Here is a 20640-nt window from a genome sequence, read left to right on the forward strand (position 1 = left end):
GCTGATGGAGCATTTTTTTGGCTTCCAGGCTTTGATCGATCATCGATCAGAATTACAGTCCCTCCATGACCGATCTCGCACGCCCGCGGCCGAGCGCGCTCGACCAGCTCCCCGACCGGGACCCCGAGGAGACCGCCGAGTGGGGCGCCTCCCTGGACGCCGTCAACCAGGCGGCCGGACCCCACCGCGCCTCGTATCTCATGCGCCGCACCCTGGAGCGCGCCGAGACCGCCGGGCTCGCCCTGCCGCCCCTGCTGGAGACGGACTACGTCAACACCATCCCGACCGCCGCGGAGCCGGCGTTCCCCGGTGACGAGGAGATGGAGCGCCGCATCACCGCCTGGAACCGGTGGAACGCGGCGGCGATGGTCACCCGCGGCAGCCGGGACGGCCTCGGCGGCCACATCGCCACCTTCGCCTCCGCCGCCTGGCTGTACGAGACGGGCTTCCAGCACTTCTTCCGCGGCAAGGAGACCGACGGCAGCGGCGACCAGCTCTACATCCAGGGCCACGCCTCCCCCGGCATCTACGCCCGCGCCTTCCTCGACGGGCGGCTGACCGAGCACCACCTGGACCACTTCCGCCGCGAGGCGGGCGGGAACGGTCTGCCCTCCTACCCGCATCCGCGCCGGCTGCCGTGGCTGTGGGAGTTCCCCACCGTCTCGATGGGCCTCGGCCCGATCTCCGCGATCTACCAGGCCCGGTTCAACCGCTATCTGGCCGCGCGCGGCATCAAGGACACCTCCCGGTCCCATGTCTGGGCCTTCCTCGGCGACGGCGAGATGGACGAGCCCGAGTCGACCGCCGCCCTCGCCCTGGCCGGGCGCGAGGGCCTGGACAATCTGACCTTCGTCATCAACTGCAATCTGCAGCGCCTCGACGGCCCGGTGCGCGCCAACTTCAAGATCGTGCAGGAGCTGGAGGCACAGTTCCGCGCCGCGGGCTGGAATGTCGTCAAGTCGCTGTGGGGCTCCGCCTGGGACGAGCTGTTCGCGCTGGACACCTCGGGCGCGCTGGTGCGCCGGCTGCGCGAGGTACCCGACGGCCAGTTCCAGACGTACGCGACCCGCGACGCCGCCTACATCCGCGAGCACTTCTTCGGCACCGACCCGGAGCTCGCCCGGCTGGCCCAGTCGCTGCCGGACGCCAAGCTCACCGAGTGTTTCCGCACCTCCCGGGCCGGCCACGAGCCGCGCAAGGTCCACGCGGCCTACCGCGCGGCCGTCGAGCACAAGGGCGCCCCCACGGTCGTCCTCGCCCAGACCGTCAAGGGCTGGACGCTCGGCCCCGGCTTCGAGTCGCGCAACGCCAACCACCAGATGAAGAAGCTGACGGGCAAGGAGTTCCGCGCCATGCGTGACCTCCTGGAGCTCCCCATCCCCGACAGCAAGCTGGACGACGCCCTCGTCCCCTACGCCCACCCCGGCCCCGACTCGCCCGAAGTCCGCTACCTCCAGGAGCGCCGCGCGGCCCTCGGCGGCCCCGCCCCGGCCCGCAAGGTGCACCCGGTGGCCCTCCCGGAGCCGTCCGCGAAGCCCTTCGAGACGCTCGCCAAGGGCTCCGGCAGCCAGGAGATCGCCACCACCATGGCTTTCGTCCGGCTGGTCAAGGACCTGATGCGGGACAAGGAGACCGGGAAGCGCTGGGTGCCGATCGTGCCCGACGAGGCGCGGACCTTCGGCATGGAGTCGCTGTTCCCCACTGCCGGGATCTACTCCCCGCTCGGCCAGACCTACGACCCGGTCGACCGCGATCAGCTCCTGTACTACAAGGAGGCGGCGAACGGTCAGATCCTCAACGAGGGGATCACCGAGGCCGGTTCGATGGCCGACTTCACCGCCGCCGCGACGTCCTACGCGACGCACGGCGAGCCGATGATCCCCTTCTACATCTTCTACTCGATGTTCGGCTGGCAGCGCACCGCCGACCAGATGTGGGCGCTCGCCGACCAGCTCGGCCGCGGCTTCCTGATCGGCGCCACGGCGGGCCGTACCACGATGACCGGCGAGGGCCTGCAGCACGCCGACGGCCACTCCCATCTGATCGCCTCCACCAACCCGGCGGCGCTCGCCTACGACCCGGCGTTCGCGTACGAGGTCGGTGTGATCGTGCGGGACGGGCTGCGGCGTATGTACGGCCCGCAGGCCGAGGACGTCTTCTACTACCTGACGGTCTACAACGAGACCAAGGTGCAGCCGCCGATGCCCGAGCGGGACGGGGTCGAGGAAGGCATCCTCAAGGGCCTCTACCGCTACCAGGAGGCCGAGGCCCCGGCCGAGGACTCCCCCCGCATCCAGCTGCTCGCCTCCGGCACCGCCATCCACTGGGCGCTGGAGGCCCAGAAACTCCTCGCCGACGACTGGGGCGTGGCCGCCGACGTGTGGTCCGCCACCTCCTGGAGCGAGCTGCGCCGCGACGCCCTGTCCTGTGACGCGGCGCAGCTCAACGGCGAAGACCGGGTCCCCTACGTCACCCGTGCCCTGGCCGGCGCACCGGGCCCGGTCCTCGCGGTCAGCGACTGGATGCGGGCCGTCCCCGACCAGATCGGCCAGTGGGTCGAGCAGGACTGGTCCTCGCTGGGTACGGACGGCTTCGGCCTCTCCGACACGCGGGAGGCGGCACGCCGCCACTTCGGCGTGGACGCCCCGGCCATCGTGGTGGCCGCGCTGTCCCGCCTCGCCCAGCGCGGCGAGATCAAGCGGACGGCTCCGCGGGAAGCCGCGAAGCGGTACGGAATCTGAGAGGCCGCGTTCTCCCTCGGCGGAGGGGCTGGCCGGTCCAGCCCCTCCGCCGAGTTCTGTGACACCGCCCGGGCAGCCGTGCGCACCCGCGCCGGGGCGAACCCCAGGCCCTGGACCCGCGAGATTTCCGGCCCGTCCCGGCGCTCGCAGGACCCGGGACGCAGCCCCGGCGGCCCCCAACCAGGCCCCGGCGGGGGCCGGGGCTCCGACCCCGGGCAGCCGCAGCCGGCCGCGCCCCCGGGACGGGCACGGCATCATGGGGCGAGTGCGTGCTGCTCGGCTTATCAAGATGGTGCTGCTCCTCCAGGGTCGGCCCTCGATGACGGGGGCCGAGCTCGCGCGGGAGCTGGAGGTGTCGGAGCGCACCGTCACCCGGGACGCCGCCGCGCTCTCGGAGGCGGGGGTGCCGGTGTACGCGGACCGGGGCCGGGCCGGGGGATATCGGCTCATCGGCGGCTATCGGACCCGGCTGACCGGTCTAGGGCGGGCGGAGGCCGAAGCGCTGTTCTTGTCGGGTGTGCCGTCAGCGCTGCGGGAGATGGGGCTCGCGGACGCCGCGTCCGCCGCCCGGCTGAAGGTGTCCGCCGCGCTCCTCCCGGAGCTGCGCGACGCTTCGCACAGCGTGGCCCAGCGTTTCCATCTCGACGCGCCCGGCTGGTGGCAGGAGCCGCAGACGACCGAGCTGCTGCCGCTCATCGCGGACGCCGTCTGGGACGATCTGCGGATCACGGTCCGCTACCGCCGCCGGGACGGGGAGGTGGAGCGGGAGCTGGAGCCGTACGGGCTCGTGCTCAAGGCGGGGGTCTGGTATCTGGCGGCGCGTGTGGAGGGCGACTTCCGGGTGTACCGGGTGGAACGGTTCGCCGCCGTCGACCCGTCCGGCGCCCGCTTCGCCCGCGCCGGGGGCTTCGATCTGCCCGCCTTCTGGGAGGAGCGCGCGGCCCAGTTCGCCCGCTCGATCCTGCGCGAGAAGGCCGTCGTACGGCTGACCCCGAACGGCGCCCGGCGGCTGCCGTACGTGACGGACCGCACGGCGGCCGAGGAGGCCGTCCGCGACGCCGGCGAGCCGGACGGGCAGGGGCGGATCACGGCCACCCTGCCCGTCGAGTCGTACGAGGTCGCCTACGGGCAACTGCTGTCGCTCGGCCCGGAGGCGGAGGTGCTGGGGCCGCCGGAGCTGCGGGCCCGGTTCGCCGCGGCGGCGCGCCGGGCCGCGGAGCTCTACCGGTAGTCGTCGGCCGTGCCCCGCTTGCCGCCGAAGACCACGTCCCGGAAGTAGCCGAAGGCGTCCGGCCGGGAGCCGTCGAGGTCGGTGAACCCGTAGACCTTGGCCAGCTCTCCGCTGGAGACGGACGTGCCGCTCCACCGCGCCCGGTCCGGGTCGGCGGCGAGCGCCGCGACGGCCCGGCCGACGAAGTACGGCGACTCGGCGACGGCGAAGTGCGGCTCTTTCTCCGTCGCGTCCCGCCAGTTCTCCTCGGTGACCCCGAAGTGGTCGAGCATCTGCTCGGAGCGGAGAAAGCCGGGGGTGACGGCCACCGCCGTGCCGTCGAATTCCTTCAGTTCCTCGGCGAGGCCGAAGGCCGTGCGGATCGGGGCGTTCTTGGTGAGATCGTAGAAGAGGTTCTCGCGGTAGGTCTTGTTGAACTCGGCGGTGCCGTCCGTCACCTCCACCACCAGGCCGCCGGGCCGGCGGATCAGCAGCGGCAGTGCGTAGTAGCTGGTGATGAGGTGGGTCTCGACGCCGAGCCGGAGCATCCGCAGCCCGTTCCTCAGGTTGGTCTCCCAGGACTTGATGTTGAACTCGATCAGGGCCTCGCCGCCCCAGACGTCGTTGACCAGGATGTCCAGCCGCCCCTGCTCGCGCTCGATCCGCTCCACGAGCGCCGCCACCTGCTCGGGCACCAGATGGTCGGTCGGGACGGCGATGCCGGCCCCGCCCGCCGCCGTGATCAGCTCCGCCGTCTCCTCGATGGTCTCGGTCGCCCGTCCGACCTCGCTGACCCGCTCCCGGGTGGTGCGCCCCGTCGCGTAGACGGTGGCCCCGGCCGCCCCCAGCTCGACGGCCATCGCCCGGCCCGCGCCGCGGGTCGCCCCCGCCACGAGCGCGATCTTGCCCGCCAGTGCGCCGCCCTGTGTGCTCACGTCCATACGTCCTCTCGGTGTGGATGCCGTCCCTCGGTGTGGATGCCGTGTGGCTGCGCGTTCGACCCTCGCAAGGAAACCCGACACGTGCTGTCGGATATAACGAGAGGGCCGCATCTGGGTCGCTCCGAGTGCGGGGGCGCCGGGGAGGGCCGATCCTGGTCCCGTGATGATGGACGAGACGGAGTTCTGGGGGCTGGTCGACAGCGCTCGGGAGGCCGCCGAGGGCGATCCCGAGGACCAGTCCGACCTGCTCGTCGAGCAGCTGTCACAGCTCGACCCCGACGCCGTCCTGGACTTCGCCCGGCACTTCGAGGCCCGCGCCAACCGGGCGTACCGCTGGGATCTGTGGGGCGCGGCCCGGGTGCTGCTGGGCGGCGTCGGCGATGACGCCTTCGCGGCGTTCCGCTACTGGCTGATCGGCCAGGGCCGGGAGGTCTTCGAGGGCGCGCTGCACGATCCGGACGCGCTGGCCGAACTGCTCGAGGACTTCGACGAGCAGGTGGACGGGGACTGCGAGGACCTGGGGTACGCGGCGGACGAGGCGTACGAGCGGCTGACCGGCGCGCCCCTGCCGGCGCTGGGGCTCGGGCCGCCGCCGGACGAACCGATCGGGACGGCCATCGACTTCGAGAACGAGGCGGTGCTGGGGGAGCGGTTTCCGCGGCTGTGGGAGCGCTTCCGGGCCTGACGTTCCTCAGGGGTCGAGCCGGCGCCCCATCAGCACATCGTCCGCATACTCCCCCTCCAGCAGGAACTCCCCCGGCAGCACGCCCTCCACCGCGAACCCCTCGGACTCGTACAGCCGCCGCGCCGGGGCGTTGTGCCCCAGCACCCGCAGCGTGATGCGGGTCGCGCCCTGCCGCCGTGCCTCCGCGTACGCCGCGCCGAGCAGCGCCCGCGCGACGCCCCTCCCCCGCGCCCCCTCGTCCACCGCGAGCCCCTGGATCTGGCGGACATGCGCGTGGCAGGCCAGCGGGGATGCCGGGACGAGCCGTATATAGCCGACGGCGGGCCCGCCGGCCTCGGCCACGAGAATGTTCTCGGGGCGGTTGCGGTGGGTGAAGAAACGGTCGAACGGTGGCTCCGGCCGAGGCTGTACGGAATGCAGCGGCGACCAGGTGCGCCGGTCCATATCGGCCAGCGCCGCCTCGTCGTCGATCACGGCTGGGCGGATGATCAGCTCGGGCGGCTCGGCCATGCGCCCAACTCTGTCACGCGCGCCCCGTCGTCCGACATCCCCCCGAAGATCGGGGGCAGGATGGTGCCATGCGAATCGCGGTCACCGGCTCCTCCGGACTCATCGGCACGGCTCTCGTCCGCTCGCTGCTCGAGGACGGCCACCAGGTGGTGCGTCTGGTGCGGCGCCCGCCGCGCGGGGAGGGTGAGGTGGAGTGGGATCCGCAGCGGCAGTGGGTGGACACGGCGGGGCTGACGGGCTGTGAGGCCGTCGTCCATCTCGCGGGCGCGGGCGTCGGCGACCGACGCTGGACCGACGCGTACAAGAAGGAGATCCGCGACAGCCGGGTGCTGGGCACCGCCACCATCGCCGAGGCGGTGGCCTCGCTGGACACCCCGCCTCGGGTGTTGGTGAGCGGCAGCGCGGTCGGGTACTACGGCGACACCGGGGAGCGCGCGGTTGACGAGAGTGCGCCCCCTGGGCACGGTTTCCTCGCGGACCTCTGCCAGGAGTGGGAGGAGGCGACGGCCGCGGCACAGGAGGCGGGCGTCCGCACGGTGTTCACCCGCACCGGCCTGGTGATCTCCTTGCAGGGAGGGGCGTGGGGCCGGCTCTTCCCGCTCTTCAAGCTCGGGCTCGGCGGGCGGATGGGCAGCGGCCGCCAGTACTGGAGCTTCATCGCTCTGCAGGACCACATCGCCGCCCTGCGCCACATCCTCGACACGGCCGACCTCTCGGGCCCGGTCAACCTCACGGCGCCCACGCCGGTCACCAACCGGGAGATGACGAGGGTCATGGGCCGCGTCCTGCGCCGTCCCACCCCCTTCTCGGTCCCCGCCCCGGCGCTGCGCCTCGCCCTGGGCGAGATGTCCGGCGACATCCTCGGCAGCGTCCGGGCCCTCCCCCGCCGCCTCCTGGACTCCGGCTTCTCCTTCGCCTACCCGCACGTGGACGAGGCCCTGAAGGCCGCGCTGACGTCGCGTTGACGGAGCGGGGCGGCATCCACCCACAACGGGTGATCAAAACGGCGGTGTGCGACCGTTGTGCGCCCGTGCCCGGTCGATGCGCGTCTGTCATCGACCGCTTTTGTCCTTAACGTCATGACCGTCCCGCGTAACCCGTGTCACGAAGCCGTCTCGCGGGACTCACGCATCCGGGCCGCCGGTCGGGGCTACACGCCCCCGTAACGGACACACCCGAACTCGGGGAGGGCACGTGCTCAGCAGCGCGCACCGCACGGACGTCGTCATCGTGGGAGCCGGACTCGCGGGGCTGGCCGCGGCTCAGCTGCTGACCAGCGCCGGAGTGGCGGTCACCGTCCTGGAGGCCGCCCCACGGGTGGGCGGGCGGATGACCACCGACACGGTCGACGGCTTCCGGCTGGACCGTACCGGCCAGCTCGTCAATACGTCCTGCCCGGAGCTGCGGCGCACTCCGGGGCTCGGCGCCCTCGCTCTGCGCCCCTTCGCCCAGGGCGTGCTGGTCCACAGCGAGGGCCGCACGCACCGGATCGGCACGCCACGGAGCATGAGGGGCGCATTCACCTCGGCACGCGCCCTTGCGAACGCCGCCCGTGCGCCCCTCGGCGGCGGGCTCGATCAGGCCCGACTCGGTGCCGCGCTCGGCAGGCTCGCCGCCCTGCCCGCGGACCGCCTACTCGCCCGCCCCGACCGGCCGGTCTCCGAGACCCTGGGGGGGCGGGGCCTACCTGCCCGTACCGTCGAGGGGGTGCTGCGCCCGCTGCTCGTCTCGCTGCTGAGCGACCCGGAGCTCACCACCTCCAGCCGCTGCGCCGATCTCGCGCTGCGCGGCTACGCACGCGGCCGGCTCTGCCTGCCGGCGGGCGGCGCGTCGACCGTCCCCGAGCTGCTGGCGGCGGCGCTGCCGCCGGGGACGGTCCGTACGGGCGTACGGGCCGTATCGGCCTCCACCACCGCCGTGGCCACCGCAGAACACGGCGAGATCGGCTGCCGTTCGGTGCTGGTGGCCACCGGGGCGCACGCCGCGGCCGAGCTCCTTCCCGGGCTGCGCCTCCCGGCCTTCCACCCGGTCACCATGGTGCACCACACCGCCGACCGGCCGCCGCTGCGCGAGCCCGCGCTGATCCTCGCCGCGGACGGCCAGGGGCCGGTCGCCCACACCACGGTGGCCAGCGAGGTCGACCCCTCACGCACCCCACCGGGCCGGGTGCTGATCACCTCCACGGTGCTGGGCACCGCGGCCGCGCTGCCGACCGCCGAGCTCGACCGGGCCGCGAGGGCGCAACTGCGGGCCGTCTACGGGGCGTCCACGGCCGACTGGGAGCTGCTGGCCGCGCACCACGACCCGTACGCGGTCCCGGCCATGCCCGCGCCGCACGACCCCCGGCGGCCGGTGCGACTGCTGTCGGGGCTGTACGTATGCGGCGATCACCGGGACTCCAGCACGGTGCAGGGCGCACTGGTCTCCGGCCGCCGCGCCGCCCGCGCGGTCCTCAGCGACTTCGGCGTCCGGCCGGGTGCCGGCACCGGAACCCTCCCGGCCGCGGCGGCCTGAACCCGCGTCAGCCCGAGGGGGCCGGAGTGGGTTCGGGGGTGGCACTCGAAAGTGGATGGACGGCCCACACCCAAAGTGCAAACATATACCGTATGACACATGTTCATGCATTGAATCGAAGTCCTGGCCCTGTGACCTGGCCGACAGGCTTCCGGGCCTACACAGGGCACGGCGGACTGCGCGAGCACGGCGACGACATCTCAATCGTCGCGTCGGACCGGCCAGCCACCAGCGCGGCGATGTTCACCCGGAGCCTCTTCGCGGGTCCGGCCGTAACCCTCAGTCGTGCCCACGCTGCGGGACAGAACCTGTGTGCCGTGACGACGCTGGCGCAGAACGCGAACGTCGCCACCGGGCGCCAAGGAGAGGAGAACGCCGCCGAAGTCGTTCGCCGCGTCGCCGGGATCCTGGGCATCCCGGAGGACGAGGTGCTCATCGGTTCCACCGGCGTCATCGGACGCCCTCTACCGATGGGCACCATCCGTACGCACTTCGACGAGACCGCCACGCGCGGCCTCGCGGCGTTCGTGGCCGGGCCGCTGGATGTGGCCCGCGCGATGATGACCACCGACACCCGCCCGAAGACCGCCCTACGGACCGTCGGGCAGGCCCGCATCGTGGGCATCGCCAAGGGTGTCGGCATGCTGGAGCCCAATATGGCCACGATGCTGGCCTACGTGTTCACCGACGCGGACATGTCCCCAGCAGACCTGGACAGCGCATTGCGCGGAGCGGCGAATCGCACGTTCAACTGTCTGAGCGTCGACACCGACACCTCCACCTCTGACACCGTGGCGGTCATCGCCAACGGCGCCGCAGGTCCAGTCGATCCGGCGGGGTTCTCCGAAGCTCTCACCGACCTGTGCCTGGACCTCACCCAGCAGATGGCCAGTGACGGCGAAGGCGCCACCAAGCTCCTGCGTGTCACGGTCGGCCAGGCCGGCGACTACGGACAGGCCAAACGCATCGCCAAGAGCGTGGTGAACTCCCCTCTGGTCAAAACCGCGGTCCATGGCGCCGACCCCAACTGGGGTCGAGTACTGATGGCCATCGGCAAGAACGCCGACGACAGCGATATCGCGCCGGGCAACGTCACCGTGAGGTTCGGCGATATCGAGGTGTACCCCGAAGAGCCCGAGGCCGACACCCTCGACAAGCTCATCGGCATCATGCGCCAGGACGAGGTCGGCATCGTCATCACGCTCGGCCTCGGACAGGCCGAAGCCACGGTCTACGGCTGCGACCTGTCCGCCGACTACATCCGCGTCAACGCGGACTACACGACATGACCGGGCTCGACCGCAGCAGCGGATCCCACACCGTTCCCGTCATTCCCCACTGGCAGGGGCCGGCTGCACGTTTTCCCCAACGGCTGGCGGAGGGTGCACATCGGCTGAGCGCGCTGCTCCCCGCAGCGCGACGCACTGTCGCCGAGATCGCCCCCGCCCCGGACGGGATCAGGACGGCGTACGGCACCTCGATGCGCTGACCCGCTCGACGCAAGCAACCAGCCGCGCTGGGCCGGAGCGGCGATGACACGCTGCTCACCGTGGGTGGCGACTGCGGGCGCAGGCGGCCATCAGAGCCCCTGAGGGTCGGCCCCCGGGCCCTCCCCGCCACCAGGGGCCCGGGGGCTACCCCAGCGCCCCTGGTGCCCTGGGGCTACCCCAGCGCCGCCACCCGCTCCCGATACCCCCGTACCGGCGCCGCGTCCCGGTACGGTTCCAGCCGGCGCTCGAAGTCCCGCACGTACTCCAGCGCCCGCATGGACCGCATCTCCGACGCCTGCTGCGCCGCCTCCGCCCCCAGCTGGCACGCCTGCTCCAGCTCGCCGAGGCCCAGCCGCGCCGTCGCCAGCACCACCCTGCAGAAGAGGTTGCCGCGGGCGAAGCCGGGGCCGCGCAGCTGGAGCGAGCGCTCCGCGTGCTGGGCGGCGGCCCGGTACTGCTGGAGATCGCGGTGGCAGTGGCCGAACTCGTCGGCCAGCTGCGCCGCGTCGAAGAACCGCACCCAGTACGGCACCTCGTCGCCCGGCCGGGCGGTCTCCAGCGCCCGCTCGGCGCGCGCCAGCGAGGCGGTGCAGGCCCGCACCTCGCCCAGGACGCCATGGCCGCGCGCCTCCACCGCGTGCAGCAGCGACTGCACCACCGGCGGGGCGCTGCCGCCCACCCCCTGCTGGGCCACCCGGGCCAGCTGCACGGCCTCCCGGCCGTGGCCCAGATAGACGGCCTGGCGGCTCATCGTGACCAGCACATAGCTGCCGTACGGGCGGTCTCCGGCGGCCTGCGCCAGCCGCAGCGCCTGAACGAAGTACCGCTGGGCCAGCCCGTGTGCGGCGATGTCGTACGACGTCCACCCGGCGAGCCGGGTCAGGTCCGCGATCGCCGCGAACAGCCGCCGCCCGGTCGACTCGCTGTAGGTGCCACGCAGCATCGGCTCGCCCTCGTGCTCGAGATAGCGCACCAGGGCCTGCCGGGCGTGACCGCCGCCGTAGGTCCGGTCCAGCGTCCGGAACAGCTCGCTGACCGAGCGCAGCGCCGCGATGTCGCCCATCGTCACCCGGTGACCGGGCCCGCGCCGATCACGGTCGGCATGGCGCTGCCGGGGCACGGGCGCCCGGCCCTGGGCGGGGGCGCGGCCACCCTGCGCGGGCAGCCGCCCGGCCGCGGGGACCGCCGGTGAGCCGACGCCCGCACCGGCCGCCGCGCCCGCCGTGGGCCCCGACGGCTCGCCGCGCGCCACCCGGTCGTCGGGCCGCCCGATCAGCCAGTCGCGGCTGGGGACCACCAGGCCCGCCGGGGTGAAGGCGATCTTCCGGAGCTCCGCATGGCTGCCGGAGTCCTTCCGCCACAGCCCACTGACGATGTCCACCGCCTCCTGCGGGGTGGCCGCGAACTCCAGCCCCGCGTAGACGGGCGCACAGGCGTCGAGGCCCAGGTCCTGCGCCGTCAGCCGGCGCCCGAGGCGGCGGGTGAACACCTCGGCGATCAGCGCCGGTGTGGTGCCGCGCGGCTGCTGCCCGCGCAGCCATCGCGTCACCGATGTTTTGTCGTACCGCAGGTCGAGGCCGTGCTCCAGCCCGAGCTGGTCCACCCGCCGGGCGAGCCCGGCGTTGGAGAAGCCCGCCTCGGCGATGAGCGCGGCGAGCTGACGATTGGGAATGCGCTGCGGGGGTCGTTCCGTCATCAGCCTGCCGGTCTCCCTGTTCGCTCTGTGGAACGGCGCGAATTTAACGTTCGCTAGAGCGCTGATCGCGAACGTCGGGCGGCATTCATCCGATCGTGTGAGAACGGACCGGATGGGGACTGATCGGCGCACGGTCGTACAGTGGCTGAGGCGCCGCCGTGAGGCTCCGCCACTCAACTGGACGCCGCAGAGGAGCTTGCCGTGACCGCCGTGACCGCATCTTCGGAGCCGGGGGCGACCCCGGGCTCCCAGGCGCTGCGCTACGTCCACCTCGGCTTCGGCGCGAACGCCGTCGACTACGAGGAGGCGTGGCAGGAGCAGCGCCGGGTGCACGCCGCCCGCTTCGCGGATGAAATCCCCGACACCTGTCTGCTGCTGGAGCACCCGGCGGTCTACACGGCGGGGCGGCGCACGGCCGACAACGAGCGCCCCCTGGACGGCACCCCCGTGGTGGACGTGGACCGCGGCGGCAAGATCACCTGGCATGGCCCCGGCCAGCTGGTCGGCTATCCGATCCTCAAGCTGCCCCGCCCGGTGGACGTGATCGCGCATGTCCGCCGTCTGGAGGAGGCGCTGCTGCGCACCTGCGCGGAGTTCGGCGTGGAGGCGACCCGGGTGGAGGGCCGCAGCGGGGTGTGGGTGCTGGGCGACCCGGTGGACCGGCGCCCGGCGCTCGGCGGGCTGAAGCTGGACTTCGACCCCCGGGTGGACGACGAGGAGTTCGATCCGCGGCTGAACGGCCCGGAGTACGCCCCGTCCAACGCCGGCCAGCGCCGCGAGGACCGCAAGCTCGCCGCCATCGGCGTCCGCATCGCCAAGGGCGTGACCATGCACGGCTTCGCGCTCAACTGCAATCCGGACAACACCTGGTTCGACCGGATCGTGCCGTGCGGGATCCGGGACGCGGGCGTTACCTCGCTCTCCGCGGAGCTCGGCCGGGATGTGCCGGTGTCCGAGGTGACCCCGGTGGTCGAGAAGCATCTGCGGACGGTCCTGGAGACCGCGGTTCCGCTGCCGCGGGCGGTCTAGCCGCAATGCCGGTGACTCAATAGGGCTTGCGAGGCGCTGACCTGAAGCGATGCCCCCGATCGGCATGCCTTGGAAGCCTGCGAAGTCACCGGCATCGGGTCTAGCCGCGGGCGGTCCAGGAGCGTGCGGTCCAAGCGGTTACGGCGAAGTCAAGTGCTGATCCTTCTCGGCGTCCAGGCCCTCGGCCAGGCCGAACGGCGAGGGATCAGCGGCGAACTTCACCGCATCCGCTCAGCCGCGGGCGGTCCAGGAGCGGGCGGTCCAGGAGCCCGGGAATGCGCCCCCGGACCCACCGGTTGCCCTGGACGTAAATCCGTACGAATGACGGGCGTACCCTGGTGACCGCCGACGATTCGAAAGCCGCGCCAGCGAAATCGCCAAGCCGAGCCGCCAAGCAAAGAGGAGTGCCGGACGTGTCCGCAGTCGCACCCGACGGGCGCAAGATGCTGCGCCTGGAGGTCCGGAACAGCCAGACCCCCATCGAACGCAAGCCCGAGTGGATCAAGACCCGGGCGAAGATGGGCCCCGAGTACACCGAGCTGCACGGCCTGGTGAAGCGCGAGGGCCTGCACACGGTGTGCCAGGAAGCGGGCTGTCCGAACATCTACGAGTGCTGGGAGGACCGCGAGGCGACCTTCCTCATCGGCGGCGACCAGTGCACCAGGCGTTGTGACTTCTGCCAGATCGACACCGGCAAGCCGCAGGCCCTGGACCGCGACGAGCCGCGCCGGGTGGCCGAATCCGTACAGACGATGGAGCTGAAGTACGCCACCGTCACCGGTGTCGCCCGCGACGACCTGGAGGACGGCGGCGCCTGGCTGTACGCGGAGACCGTCCGCCAGATCCACGCGCTGATGCCCGGCACCGGCGTCGAGCTGCTGATCCCCGACTTCAACGCGGTTCCCGAGCAGCTCGCCGAGGTCTTCTCCTCCCGCCCCGAGGTGCTCGCGCACAACGTGGAGACGGTGCCGCGGATCTTCAAGCGCATCCGTCCCGCCTTCCGGTACGAGCGCTCGCTGGAGGTCATCACCAAGGCGCGCGAGGCGGGTCTGGTCACCAAGTCCAACCTGATCCTGGGCATGGGCGAGGAGCGGGAGGAAATCAGCCAGGCGCTGCAGGATCTGTACGACGCGGGCTGCGAGCTGATCACCATCACGCAGTATCTGCGTCCCTCGGCCCGGCACCACCCGGTGGAGCGCTGGGTCAAGCCGCAGGAGTTCGTCGAGCTCAAGGAGGAGGCGGAGGAGATCGGCTACGCCGGTGTCATGTCCGGCCCCCTCGTCCGTTCGTCGTACCGGGCGGGCCGCCTCTACCAGCAGGCCATCGAACGGCGTAACGTCGCAGTGGCCTCACAGGCTGTGTGACCACCACGCTCCGCGACGGAGTGACGGTGTCGGCAACACGCTGTGTGAGTACCGGCACACCGCATGCACCACGGCCCGCGCACTTCCGCAGGTCAAGGGCAGATACGGGCCGCGTCCAGGCTTCATCGGTGTTTGACCGACCGGTCACGCACTGGTAACACCATTGGGTAACGATTGAGCCACGCACTGAACGGTGTGCGCGTTGTGATCATCCGCCGCTTCCGAGGGGTACCCATGCCGGCTGAGCCCGTACGCCCGTCCGTCACCGAAGCGCTGCTCGCTCTGGAGGGTCTGCTGCTGCGCGGCGGACAGCGCACCGCCCGCCGCAACGCGTGGACCGCGGTGCTGGAGGACCGGCGCCGGGCGAAGGACCGACACGAGGCCGAGCATGTGCTGGAGGCCGTGTCCACGGGGGCTACTCAGGCCACGTAAACTTCGCTGTATGGCGAGGAAGGAAACATCCGAGAACCCCGGGCGGCTGAAGCAGATCGCCCTGACCTACAAGATGACCAAGAAGGTCGATTCGAAGGTCGGTCTTGTCGTCGCTGGCGTGGGAATCGTCACCTTCGGTGTCCTCCTCGCGATCGGCTTCCTGATCGATCACCCGATCTTCCTGGGCATCCTGGGCTTCGTCCTGGCCTTCCTCGCGATGGCGATCGTTTTCGGCCGCCGTGCCGAGCGGGCGGCCTTCGGACAGATGGAGGGCCAGCCGGGCGCGGCGGCGGCCGTACTGGAGAACGTGGGCCGCGGCTGGTCGGTGACCCCCGCGGTGGCCATGAACCGTAACCAGGACATCATCCACCGGGCCGTGGGCAAGGCGGGCATCGTGCTGGTCGGCGAGGGCAACCCGAACCGGCTCAAGGGCATGCTGGCCGCCGAGAAGAAGCGCATGGCGCGCATCGTGTCGGACGTGCCGGTGCACGATGTGATCGTGGGCTCCGGCGAGGGCCAAGTGGAGATCAAGAAGCTCCGCACCACGCTGCTGAAGCTGCCGCGGGTGCTGCCGGGCTCGCAGGTCACGGTGGTGAACGACCGGCTGCGGGCGCTGGGCGACCTCATGAGCAACATGCCGATCCCGAAGGGCCCGATGCCGAAGGGCATGCGGATGCCGAAGGGGCGGTGAGCACAGACGAAAAGGCGGTCCGGAACAGATTCCGGACCGCCTTTTCGTATACGTCCACGTCTGCGCAGGTCTTCTGCGCAGATCTGGGGTCTGGGGGGACGTCTGGGGGCAGGACCTGGACCCGCGGTCCAGACCGGTCTAGACCCGGACCTGGACGGCGCGGGCGAGCCGGTCGTGCAGCCCGCGGGTGTCCCGGTCCCAGACCACCGCGGGGATGACGAGGACCAGCAGCACGCTGCGCAGCACGGCCCGCGGCAGGCTCAGCCGTACCCCGCCCTCGCCGATCACCCGCAGCTTCAGCAGCAGCTTGCCGGGGGTGGCCCCGACGGTGCCCACCGTGATGAGGCTCAGCATCAGGAAGACGAGCAGCGCCCAGTTTCCGGCGGCCTGCGCGTTACGGCCGGCCAGCAGCGCGTACGAGACGAGCAGGCACAGGGCCCAGTCGATGAAGAGTGCCCCGAAGCGGCGCCCCAGCGGCGCGATGGCGCCGGGTCCGCTCTCGGGCAGCCCCAGCCCCTGACCCCGGTAGCCCAGGTCGACGCCCATCTCCTCGGCAGCCGCGCGGGGTCCGGAGAGCCACGATCCGATTGCTTGCCTCTTGTCCACCCGACTACGTTACTGCGACCGCATACGTTTCCCTCGGGGCGGGCCCGGGGCAGGGCCGTCCGACGCCCGTCCGACCCCGGTGCGGCCCCCCAGCCGCCCCATCCGGCCCCATTTCGGCCCCCGTGGGTCCTCACGGATCGCCCGCAAGCCGGTTAACCTGGGTGAAACAAATGGGTCATGCCCGGGAAATCCCGTCTGCCTATGGTCGGAGACCGCGCGCCACCGCACATGGACCGCGCCACCGGACAAATCCCGTCCCCCCGCGGCCGGGCTAGGAGGAGTTGGATGTTCCAGAACGCCGACGACGCTCGGAAGTTCATCTCGGATGAGGACGTCAAGTTCGTCGACGTCCGATTCTGCGACCTTCCCGGCGTCATGCAGCACTTCACGGTTCCGGCGGAGGCGTTCGACCCGAACGAGGAGCTGGCGTTCGACGGCTCGTCGATCCGTGGCTTCCAGGCCATTCACGAGTCCGACATGGCGCTCCGCGCGGATCTCTCGACGGCGCGTGTCGACCCGTTCCGCCGGGACAAGACCCTCAACATCAACTTCTTTATTCACGACCCGATCACGGGTGAGCAGTACAGCCGCGACCCGCGGAACATCGCCAAGAAGGCCGAGGCATACCTCGCCTCCACCGGCATCGCGGACACCGCGTACTTCGGCCCCGAGGCCGAGTTCTACGTCTTCGACAGCGTGCGCTTCGAGACCAAGGCGAACGAGGCCTTCTACCACATCGACTCCGAGGCGGGCGCCTGGAACACCGGCGCGCTGCAGGACAACCGGGGTTACAAGGTCCGCTACAAGGGCGGCTACTTCCCGACCCCGCCGGTCGACCACTTCGCCGACCTGCGCGCCGAGATCTCCCTCGAGCTGGACAAGGCCGGCCTCCAGGTCGAGCGCCAGCACCACGAGGTGGGCACCGCCGGTCAGGCCGAGATCAACTACAAGTTCAACACGCTGCTGGCCGCAGCCGACGATCTGATGCTTTTCAAGTACATCGTCAAGAACGTGGCCTGGAAGAACGGCAAGACCGCCACCTTCATGCCGAAGCCGATCTTCGGCGACAACGGCTCGGGCATGCACGTCCACCAGTCGCTGTGGCAGGGCGGCTCCCCGCTCTTCTACGACGAGCAGGGCTACGCGGGCCTCTCGGACACCGCCCGCTACTACATCGGCGGCATCCTCAAGCACGCCCCGTCGCTGCTGGCCTTCACCAACCCGACGGTGAACTCCTACCACCGCCTGGTCCCCGGCTTCGAGGCCCCGGTCAACATGGTGTACTCGCAGCGCAACCGCTCCGCCGCGATGCGTATCCCGATCACCGGCTCCAACCCGAAGGCCAAGCGCGTCGAATTCCGCGCCCCGGACTCCTCGGGCAACCCGTACCTGGCCTTCTCGGCCCTGCTGCTGGCCGGCCTCGACGGCATCAAGAACAAGATCGAGCCGGCCGAGCCGATCGACAAGGACCTCTACGAGCTCGCCCCCGAGGAGCACGCGAGCGTCCCCCAGGTCCCGACCTCCCTCCCGGCCGTCCTCGACTCCCTCGAGGCCGACCACGAGTTCCTCCTCCAGGGCGGGGTCTTCACCTCCGACCTGATCGAGACCTGGATCGACTACAAGCGCACCAACGAGATCGCCCCGCTCCAGCTGCGGCCGCACCCGCACGAGTTCGAGCTCTACTTCGACGTCTAAAGACGTCGCCTGAACGGGCTACAGGCCGTCGGCCGTGCTCTTCCCTCATGGGAGGACACGGCCGACGGCCTTTTGTATCGACGGAAGTATTCCGGAGAGGTCAGGTCCTGTCCGGCGGATCATGGGCGACCATGATCCGCCGGCACCCCGTGGTTCTTCAGTCCTTGCGGCCGGTCAGGGCCACCGTGACGCCGAGGCCGATCATCGAGAGGCCGCCGACCCCGCCGACCAGGGCCAGGCGCCGCGGGGAGCGGGCGAACCAGGTGCGGGCGGTGGCCGCTGCCAGGCCCCACACGCTGTCCGAGGCCACCGCGATGGCGTTGAAGATCAGGCCGAGCAGCAGCATCTGCAGCGTGACATGGCCCTGGTCGCGGTCCACGAACTGGGGCAGCACGGCGGCGAAGAAGACGATGGTCTTGGGGTTCGCCACGCCGACCGCGAACCCCTCCCACAAGGTGCGCAGGCTGCCGTGCGCCGGGCCCTCGCCGCTGAAGGCGGCGTGCAGCGAGCCGCGCCGGCGCACCGCCTTGATGCCCAGGTGGACCAGATACGCGGCGCCCACCAGCTTCAGCGCGGTGAAGACGAGCGCCGAGCGCTCCACGAGGGACCCGACCCCGAGGGCCACGGCCACGACGAGCACATAGGCCCCGAGGGTGTTCCCCACGACCGTGGTCAGCGCGGCGCGGCGGCCCTGCGCCAGCGCCCGTCCGACCACGAACAGCACGCTGGGGCCGGGGACCACGATGAGCAGGAAGGACATGGCCGCGAAGGCGAGGAGACGGTCGGCGGACACCATGACGGGCATCGTAACCACGAACCCGGTGGCCGCCTCCAGTGCTTTTCCGCAGGCCGGGCCCGCCCTGTGCCCGACGCCGGTGGCCGGGGCGGGTGTCCTTGCCCGGCGGGGTCGTTCCACGATCGGTGGACCTCCGCCGAAAACCCCGGGCACTCGGGACGGGTCTGCGGCACTCTGTGTCACACCGCTCCGAAAACCCACTGTCAGGGGTGATTTGTGACAGCCCGGACCACCGCCGAGCAACCGGCCGAGCCGCCGATCGAAGGGCAGCCCAGTGAGGAACTGCGGTTCCGGCCGCCCTCATTGACGGCGCTGCAGAGAACTCCCGTCACCACCCGGGCGATGGCCCGCAGATTGCCGCAACTGGTACGCCGGTCGCTGGCGTTGGCGTGGAAGGTGGACCGTACGGCGGTGGTGGCGCTGTTGGTGTGTCAGGCGCTGTCGGGGTTCTTTGAAGCCTTCGGGCTGCTGGCAACGACGGGGACGATCACGGCGCTGATCTCGTCCGGGCACATCACCGAGCGGCTCCGGGAGGCGCTGCCCTCGATCGTGATGCTGGCCGGAGCGGCGGGGCTGCGGGCGCTGCTGGGGATCGCGGTCAACAACATCTCCAGCAGGCTCTCCCCGCGGATCTCGCGGGAGGCCGAGACGCAGATGCTGGACGCGGCGATCAGCGCCGAGCTGGCGGCGTACGACAACCCCGGGTTCAACGACAAGTGGGACGCGGCGGACCGGGGCGCCGAGGTCGCGCGGGACCTGATCACCGAGTCGCAGCAGCTCATGGCCTGTCTGTCGTCGCTGATCGCGGCGGCGGGCGTGGTCACCGTGCTCCATCCGGCGCTGCTGCCGCTGCTGTTGCTGGCCGCGCTGCCGCAGGGGATCGCGGGGATGAAGGGGGCCCGCGTCCACTACGAGACCAGCCGCGCGATGAGCGCCGACCGGCGCACGTTGGGGCTGCTGCGCTGGTACATGGTGGACAAGGACATCGCCGATCAGCTCCGTGTCGGGACCATGGCGGAGTTTCTGCTGGAGCGGTACCGGGCGATCGGGGCGCGGGTGGACACCGCGACCGACAAGGCGGTGCACCGGGGCGCCCGGTATGCGGTGCTGGGAGCGGTGGCCGGAGGGTTCGCGTCCGGGCTGGTGTGGGCGGCACTGGCGCTGTTGCTGGGCTCGGGGCAGATGTCGGTGGCGTCGGCGGGGACGGCCGTCTTCGCGCTGCGGACGGTCGGCGCCTCGCTGCAGGGGATGGTCGGGTACGGGACGCGGCTCTTCCGTACGGGGCTGTATCTGGACGACTGGGCGGAGTTCATCGAGGAGGCGGGCGGGCATCGGATGCGGCGTGGCAGCCGGGTGCCGGAGACGCCGAAGGTGATCAGGGCGGAGGGCCTGACGTACGCGTACCCGGAGTCGGACGCTCCGGCCCTGGACGATGTCACGCTGGAGGTGCGGCGGGGCGAAGTCCTCGCCCTGGTCGGGGAGAACGGCTCCGGGAAGACCACGCTGAGCAAGCTGCTGACGGGGCTCTATCTGCCCACCAAGGGGGCGGTGACCTGGGACGGGGCAAACGTCGAGGAGTTCGCGCCGCAGGCCATGTGGCGCCACACGGCCGTCGTGCCCCAGGACTACGCGCACTGGCCGCTGTCCGCCCGTGACAACATCACCCTCGGCCAGCCGCACGGCGGCGACGCGGCAGTCCGGGAGGCCGCGGAGCACTCGGGGGCTCATGAGGTGGTGGACGGGCTGCGCAGCGGTCTGGACACGCTGCTGGCCCGGCAGTGGTGGGGCGGGGTGGAGCTGTCGGGCGGCCAGTGGCAGCGGATCGCGCTGGCCCGCGCGTTCCACCGGCCCGCCGGGCTGCTGGTGATGGACGAGCCCACCAGCGCGCTGGACGCCCGAGCCGAGCACCGGATCTTCGCAGGGCTGCGGCGGATGGCGCGGGATCGGGCGGTCGTGCTGGTCACCCACCGGCTGGCGAATGTCGCAGTCGCCGACCGGATCGTCGTCCTCGACCATGGGCGGGTCATCCAGCAGGGGACGTTCAAGGAGCTGACCCGATCCCCGGGACTCTTCCGGGAGTTGTGGGAGCTGCAGAACGACCGGGGGGTGCCGGGGCCGCGCGGCGAGACGCCGTGAGCCGGGCCGGGCGAGGAGGGCCCGGGCAAGGTCAGCCGGGGCGGGGTCAGCCGGGCGGCGAGAAGGGCCCGCACAAGGTCAACCCGGGCGGGGCCAGCCGGGCG

The 20640-nt window shown here is 71.5% G+C and carries 17 protein-coding genes; 12 read left to right on the forward strand and 5 right to left on the reverse strand.

The annotated features are described in order from the left end of the window. Positions 1 to 65 precede the first annotated feature (65 nt). Together aceE and ABZU99_RS12950 are read left to right on the forward strand one after the other, a co-directional pair. On the forward strand, positions 66 to 2741 hold the full coding sequence (gene aceE, locus ABZU99_RS12945) for a pyruvate dehydrogenase (acetyl-transferring), homodimeric type (RefSeq protein ID WP_356046950.1): 2676 nt from the start codon (positions 66 to 68) through the stop codon (positions 2739 to 2741). Positions 2742 to 3006: 265 nt separating this feature from the next. Then, a complete protein-coding gene (locus ABZU99_RS12950; protein WP_355939065.1) occupies positions 3007 to 3972 on the forward strand; it encodes a WYL domain-containing protein in 966 nt (321 codons plus the stop codon). Here the strand turns inward: ABZU99_RS12950 and ABZU99_RS12955 are convergent. Continuing rightward, entirely contained in the window at positions 3963 to 4892 is a 930-nt protein-coding gene (locus tag ABZU99_RS12955; RefSeq protein ID WP_356046948.1) for an SDR family oxidoreductase, read from the reverse strand. The genes ABZU99_RS12950 and ABZU99_RS12955 overlap by 10 nt on opposite strands. 166 nt (positions 4893 to 5058) lie before the next feature. Here ABZU99_RS12955 and ABZU99_RS12960 point away from each other — a divergent pair, with 166 nt between their 5' ends. Then, complete coding sequence (locus ABZU99_RS12960; protein WP_355939813.1) at positions 5059 to 5577, forward strand: DUF4240 domain-containing protein; 519 nt, start codon at positions 5059 to 5061, stop codon at positions 5575 to 5577. 6 nt (positions 5578 to 5583) lie between these two features. On the opposite strand, the gene ABZU99_RS12965 is transcribed toward ABZU99_RS12960, so the two are convergent. Then, complete coding sequence (locus ABZU99_RS12965; RefSeq protein WP_355939061.1) at positions 5584 to 6087, reverse strand: GNAT family N-acetyltransferase; 504 nt, start codon at positions 6085 to 6087, stop codon at positions 5584 to 5586. 68 nt (positions 6088 to 6155) lie between these two features. Between ABZU99_RS12965 and ABZU99_RS12970 the strand changes: the two genes are divergently transcribed. The 3 genes from ABZU99_RS12970 (at position 6156) to argJ (ending at position 9890) form a co-directional block, all read left to right on the forward strand. Beyond that, positions 6156 to 7052 carry a TIGR01777 family oxidoreductase gene (locus tag ABZU99_RS12970; RefSeq protein WP_355939058.1) on the forward strand — a complete coding sequence of 299 codons (897 nt, stop codon included), beginning with the start codon at positions 6156 to 6158 and terminating at the stop codon, positions 7050 to 7052. Between the two features lie 229 nt (positions 7053 to 7281). Next, entirely contained in the window at positions 7282 to 8601 is a 1320-nt protein-coding gene (locus ABZU99_RS12975) for an NAD(P)/FAD-dependent oxidoreductase (RefSeq protein ID WP_355939055.1), read from the forward strand. 92 nt (positions 8602 to 8693) lie between these two features. Next, positions 8694 to 9890, forward strand: a complete 1197-nt coding sequence (gene argJ / locus ABZU99_RS12980; protein ID WP_355939810.1) for a bifunctional glutamate N-acetyltransferase/amino-acid acetyltransferase ArgJ — start codon at positions 8694 to 8696, stop codon at positions 9888 to 9890. Positions 9891 to 10263: 373 nt separating this feature from the next. Here the strand turns inward: argJ and ABZU99_RS12985 are convergent, their stop codons facing one another. Next, positions 10264 to 11787, reverse strand: a complete 1524-nt coding sequence (locus ABZU99_RS12985; protein WP_356046945.1) for a regulator — start codon at positions 11785 to 11787, stop codon at positions 10264 to 10266. A gap of 201 nt (positions 11788 to 11988) precedes the next feature. Here ABZU99_RS12985 and lipB point away from each other — a divergent pair, with 201 nt between their 5' ends. The 4 genes from lipB (at position 11989) to ABZU99_RS13005 (ending at position 15303) form a co-directional block, all read left to right on the forward strand. Continuing rightward, positions 11989 to 12816 (forward strand): lipoyl(octanoyl) transferase LipB, encoded by an 828-nt coding sequence (lipB, locus tag ABZU99_RS12990; protein ID WP_356046943.1) that lies wholly within the window; start codon positions 11989 to 11991, stop codon positions 12814 to 12816. A 413-nt stretch (positions 12817 to 13229) separates the two neighbouring features. After that, positions 13230 to 14180: a lipoyl synthase gene (gene lipA, locus ABZU99_RS12995; protein WP_355939046.1), complete on the forward strand. Its 951-nt coding sequence runs from the start codon at positions 13230 to 13232 to the stop codon at positions 14178 to 14180. Between the two features lie 234 nt (positions 14181 to 14414). Beyond that, positions 14415 to 14612: a hypothetical protein gene (locus ABZU99_RS13000; RefSeq protein WP_355939044.1), complete on the forward strand. Its 198-nt coding sequence runs from the start codon at positions 14415 to 14417 to the stop codon at positions 14610 to 14612. A 10-nt stretch (positions 14613 to 14622) separates the two neighbouring features. Continuing rightward, the gene (locus ABZU99_RS13005; protein WP_355939041.1) at positions 14623 to 15303 is read left to right on the forward strand and encodes a DUF4191 domain-containing protein; all 681 of its coding nucleotides are present in this window, start codon (positions 14623 to 14625) and stop codon (positions 15301 to 15303) included. A 138-nt stretch (positions 15304 to 15441) separates the two neighbouring features. Here ABZU99_RS13005 and ABZU99_RS13010 read toward each other — a convergent pair whose 3' ends face one another. Beyond that, positions 15442 to 15909 (reverse strand): RDD family protein, encoded by a 468-nt coding sequence (locus ABZU99_RS13010; RefSeq protein ID WP_355939038.1) that lies wholly within the window; start codon positions 15907 to 15909, stop codon positions 15442 to 15444. 285 nt (positions 15910 to 16194) lie between these two features. On the opposite strand from ABZU99_RS13010, the gene glnA reads away from it, so the two are divergent. Then, positions 16195 to 17604: a type I glutamate--ammonia ligase gene (gene glnA, locus ABZU99_RS13015; RefSeq protein WP_355939035.1), complete on the forward strand. Its 1410-nt coding sequence runs from the start codon at positions 16195 to 16197 to the stop codon at positions 17602 to 17604. A 157-nt stretch (positions 17605 to 17761) separates the two neighbouring features. Here glnA and ABZU99_RS13020 read toward each other — a convergent pair whose 3' ends face one another. Further along, complete coding sequence (locus tag ABZU99_RS13020) at positions 17762 to 18400, reverse strand: LysE family translocator (protein ID WP_356046940.1); 639 nt, start codon at positions 18398 to 18400, stop codon at positions 17762 to 17764. 216 nt (positions 18401 to 18616) lie between these two features. On the opposite strand from ABZU99_RS13020, the gene ABZU99_RS13025 reads away from it, so the two are divergent. Beyond that, complete coding sequence (locus ABZU99_RS13025; RefSeq protein WP_356046938.1) at positions 18617 to 20536, forward strand: ABC transporter ATP-binding protein; 1920 nt, start codon at positions 18617 to 18619, stop codon at positions 20534 to 20536. Positions 20537 to 20640: the final 104 nt, after the last annotated feature.

This window comes from Streptomyces sp. NPDC005266 (genome assembly GCF_040607655.1).
Taxonomy (GTDB): Bacteria; Actinomycetota; Actinomycetes; order Streptomycetales; family Streptomycetaceae; genus Streptomyces.

What these genes read in the sequence shown, in the direction of transcription:
- argJ (WP_355939810.1), top strand. Translation starts at nt 8,694, where the DNA reads ATGACACATGTTCATGCATTGAATCGAAGTCCTGGCCCTGTGACCTGG.
- glnA (WP_355939035.1), top strand. Translation starts at nt 16,195, where the DNA reads ATGTTCCAGAACGCCGACGACGCTCGGAAGTTCATCTCGGATGAGGAC.
- ABZU99_RS12965 (WP_355939061.1), bottom strand. Translation starts at nt 6,087, where the DNA reads ATGGCCGAGCCGCCCGAGCTGATCATCCGCCCAGCCGTGATCGACGAC.
- ABZU99_RS12960 (WP_355939813.1), top strand. Translation starts at nt 5,059, where the DNA reads ATGGACGAGACGGAGTTCTGGGGGCTGGTCGACAGCGCTCGGGAGGCC.
- ABZU99_RS12955 (WP_356046948.1), bottom strand. Translation starts at nt 4,892, where the DNA reads ATGGACGTGAGCACACAGGGCGGCGCACTGGCGGGCAAGATCGCGCTC.
- ABZU99_RS12970 (WP_355939058.1), top strand. Translation starts at nt 6,156, where the DNA reads ATGCGAATCGCGGTCACCGGCTCCTCCGGACTCATCGGCACGGCTCTC.
- ABZU99_RS12985 (WP_356046945.1), bottom strand. Translation starts at nt 11,787, where the DNA reads ATGACGGAACGACCCCCGCAGCGCATTCCCAATCGTCAGCTCGCCGCG.
- ABZU99_RS13005 (WP_355939041.1), top strand. Translation starts at nt 14,623, where the DNA reads ATGGCGAGGAAGGAAACATCCGAGAACCCCGGGCGGCTGAAGCAGATC.
- ABZU99_RS13020 (WP_356046940.1), bottom strand. Translation starts at nt 18,400, where the DNA reads ATGGTGTCCGCCGACCGTCTCCTCGCCTTCGCGGCCATGTCCTTCCTG.
- ABZU99_RS13000 (WP_355939044.1), top strand. Translation starts at nt 14,415, where the DNA reads ATGCCGGCTGAGCCCGTACGCCCGTCCGTCACCGAAGCGCTGCTCGCT.
- aceE (WP_356046950.1), top strand. Translation starts at nt 66, where the DNA reads ATGACCGATCTCGCACGCCCGCGGCCGAGCGCGCTCGACCAGCTCCCC.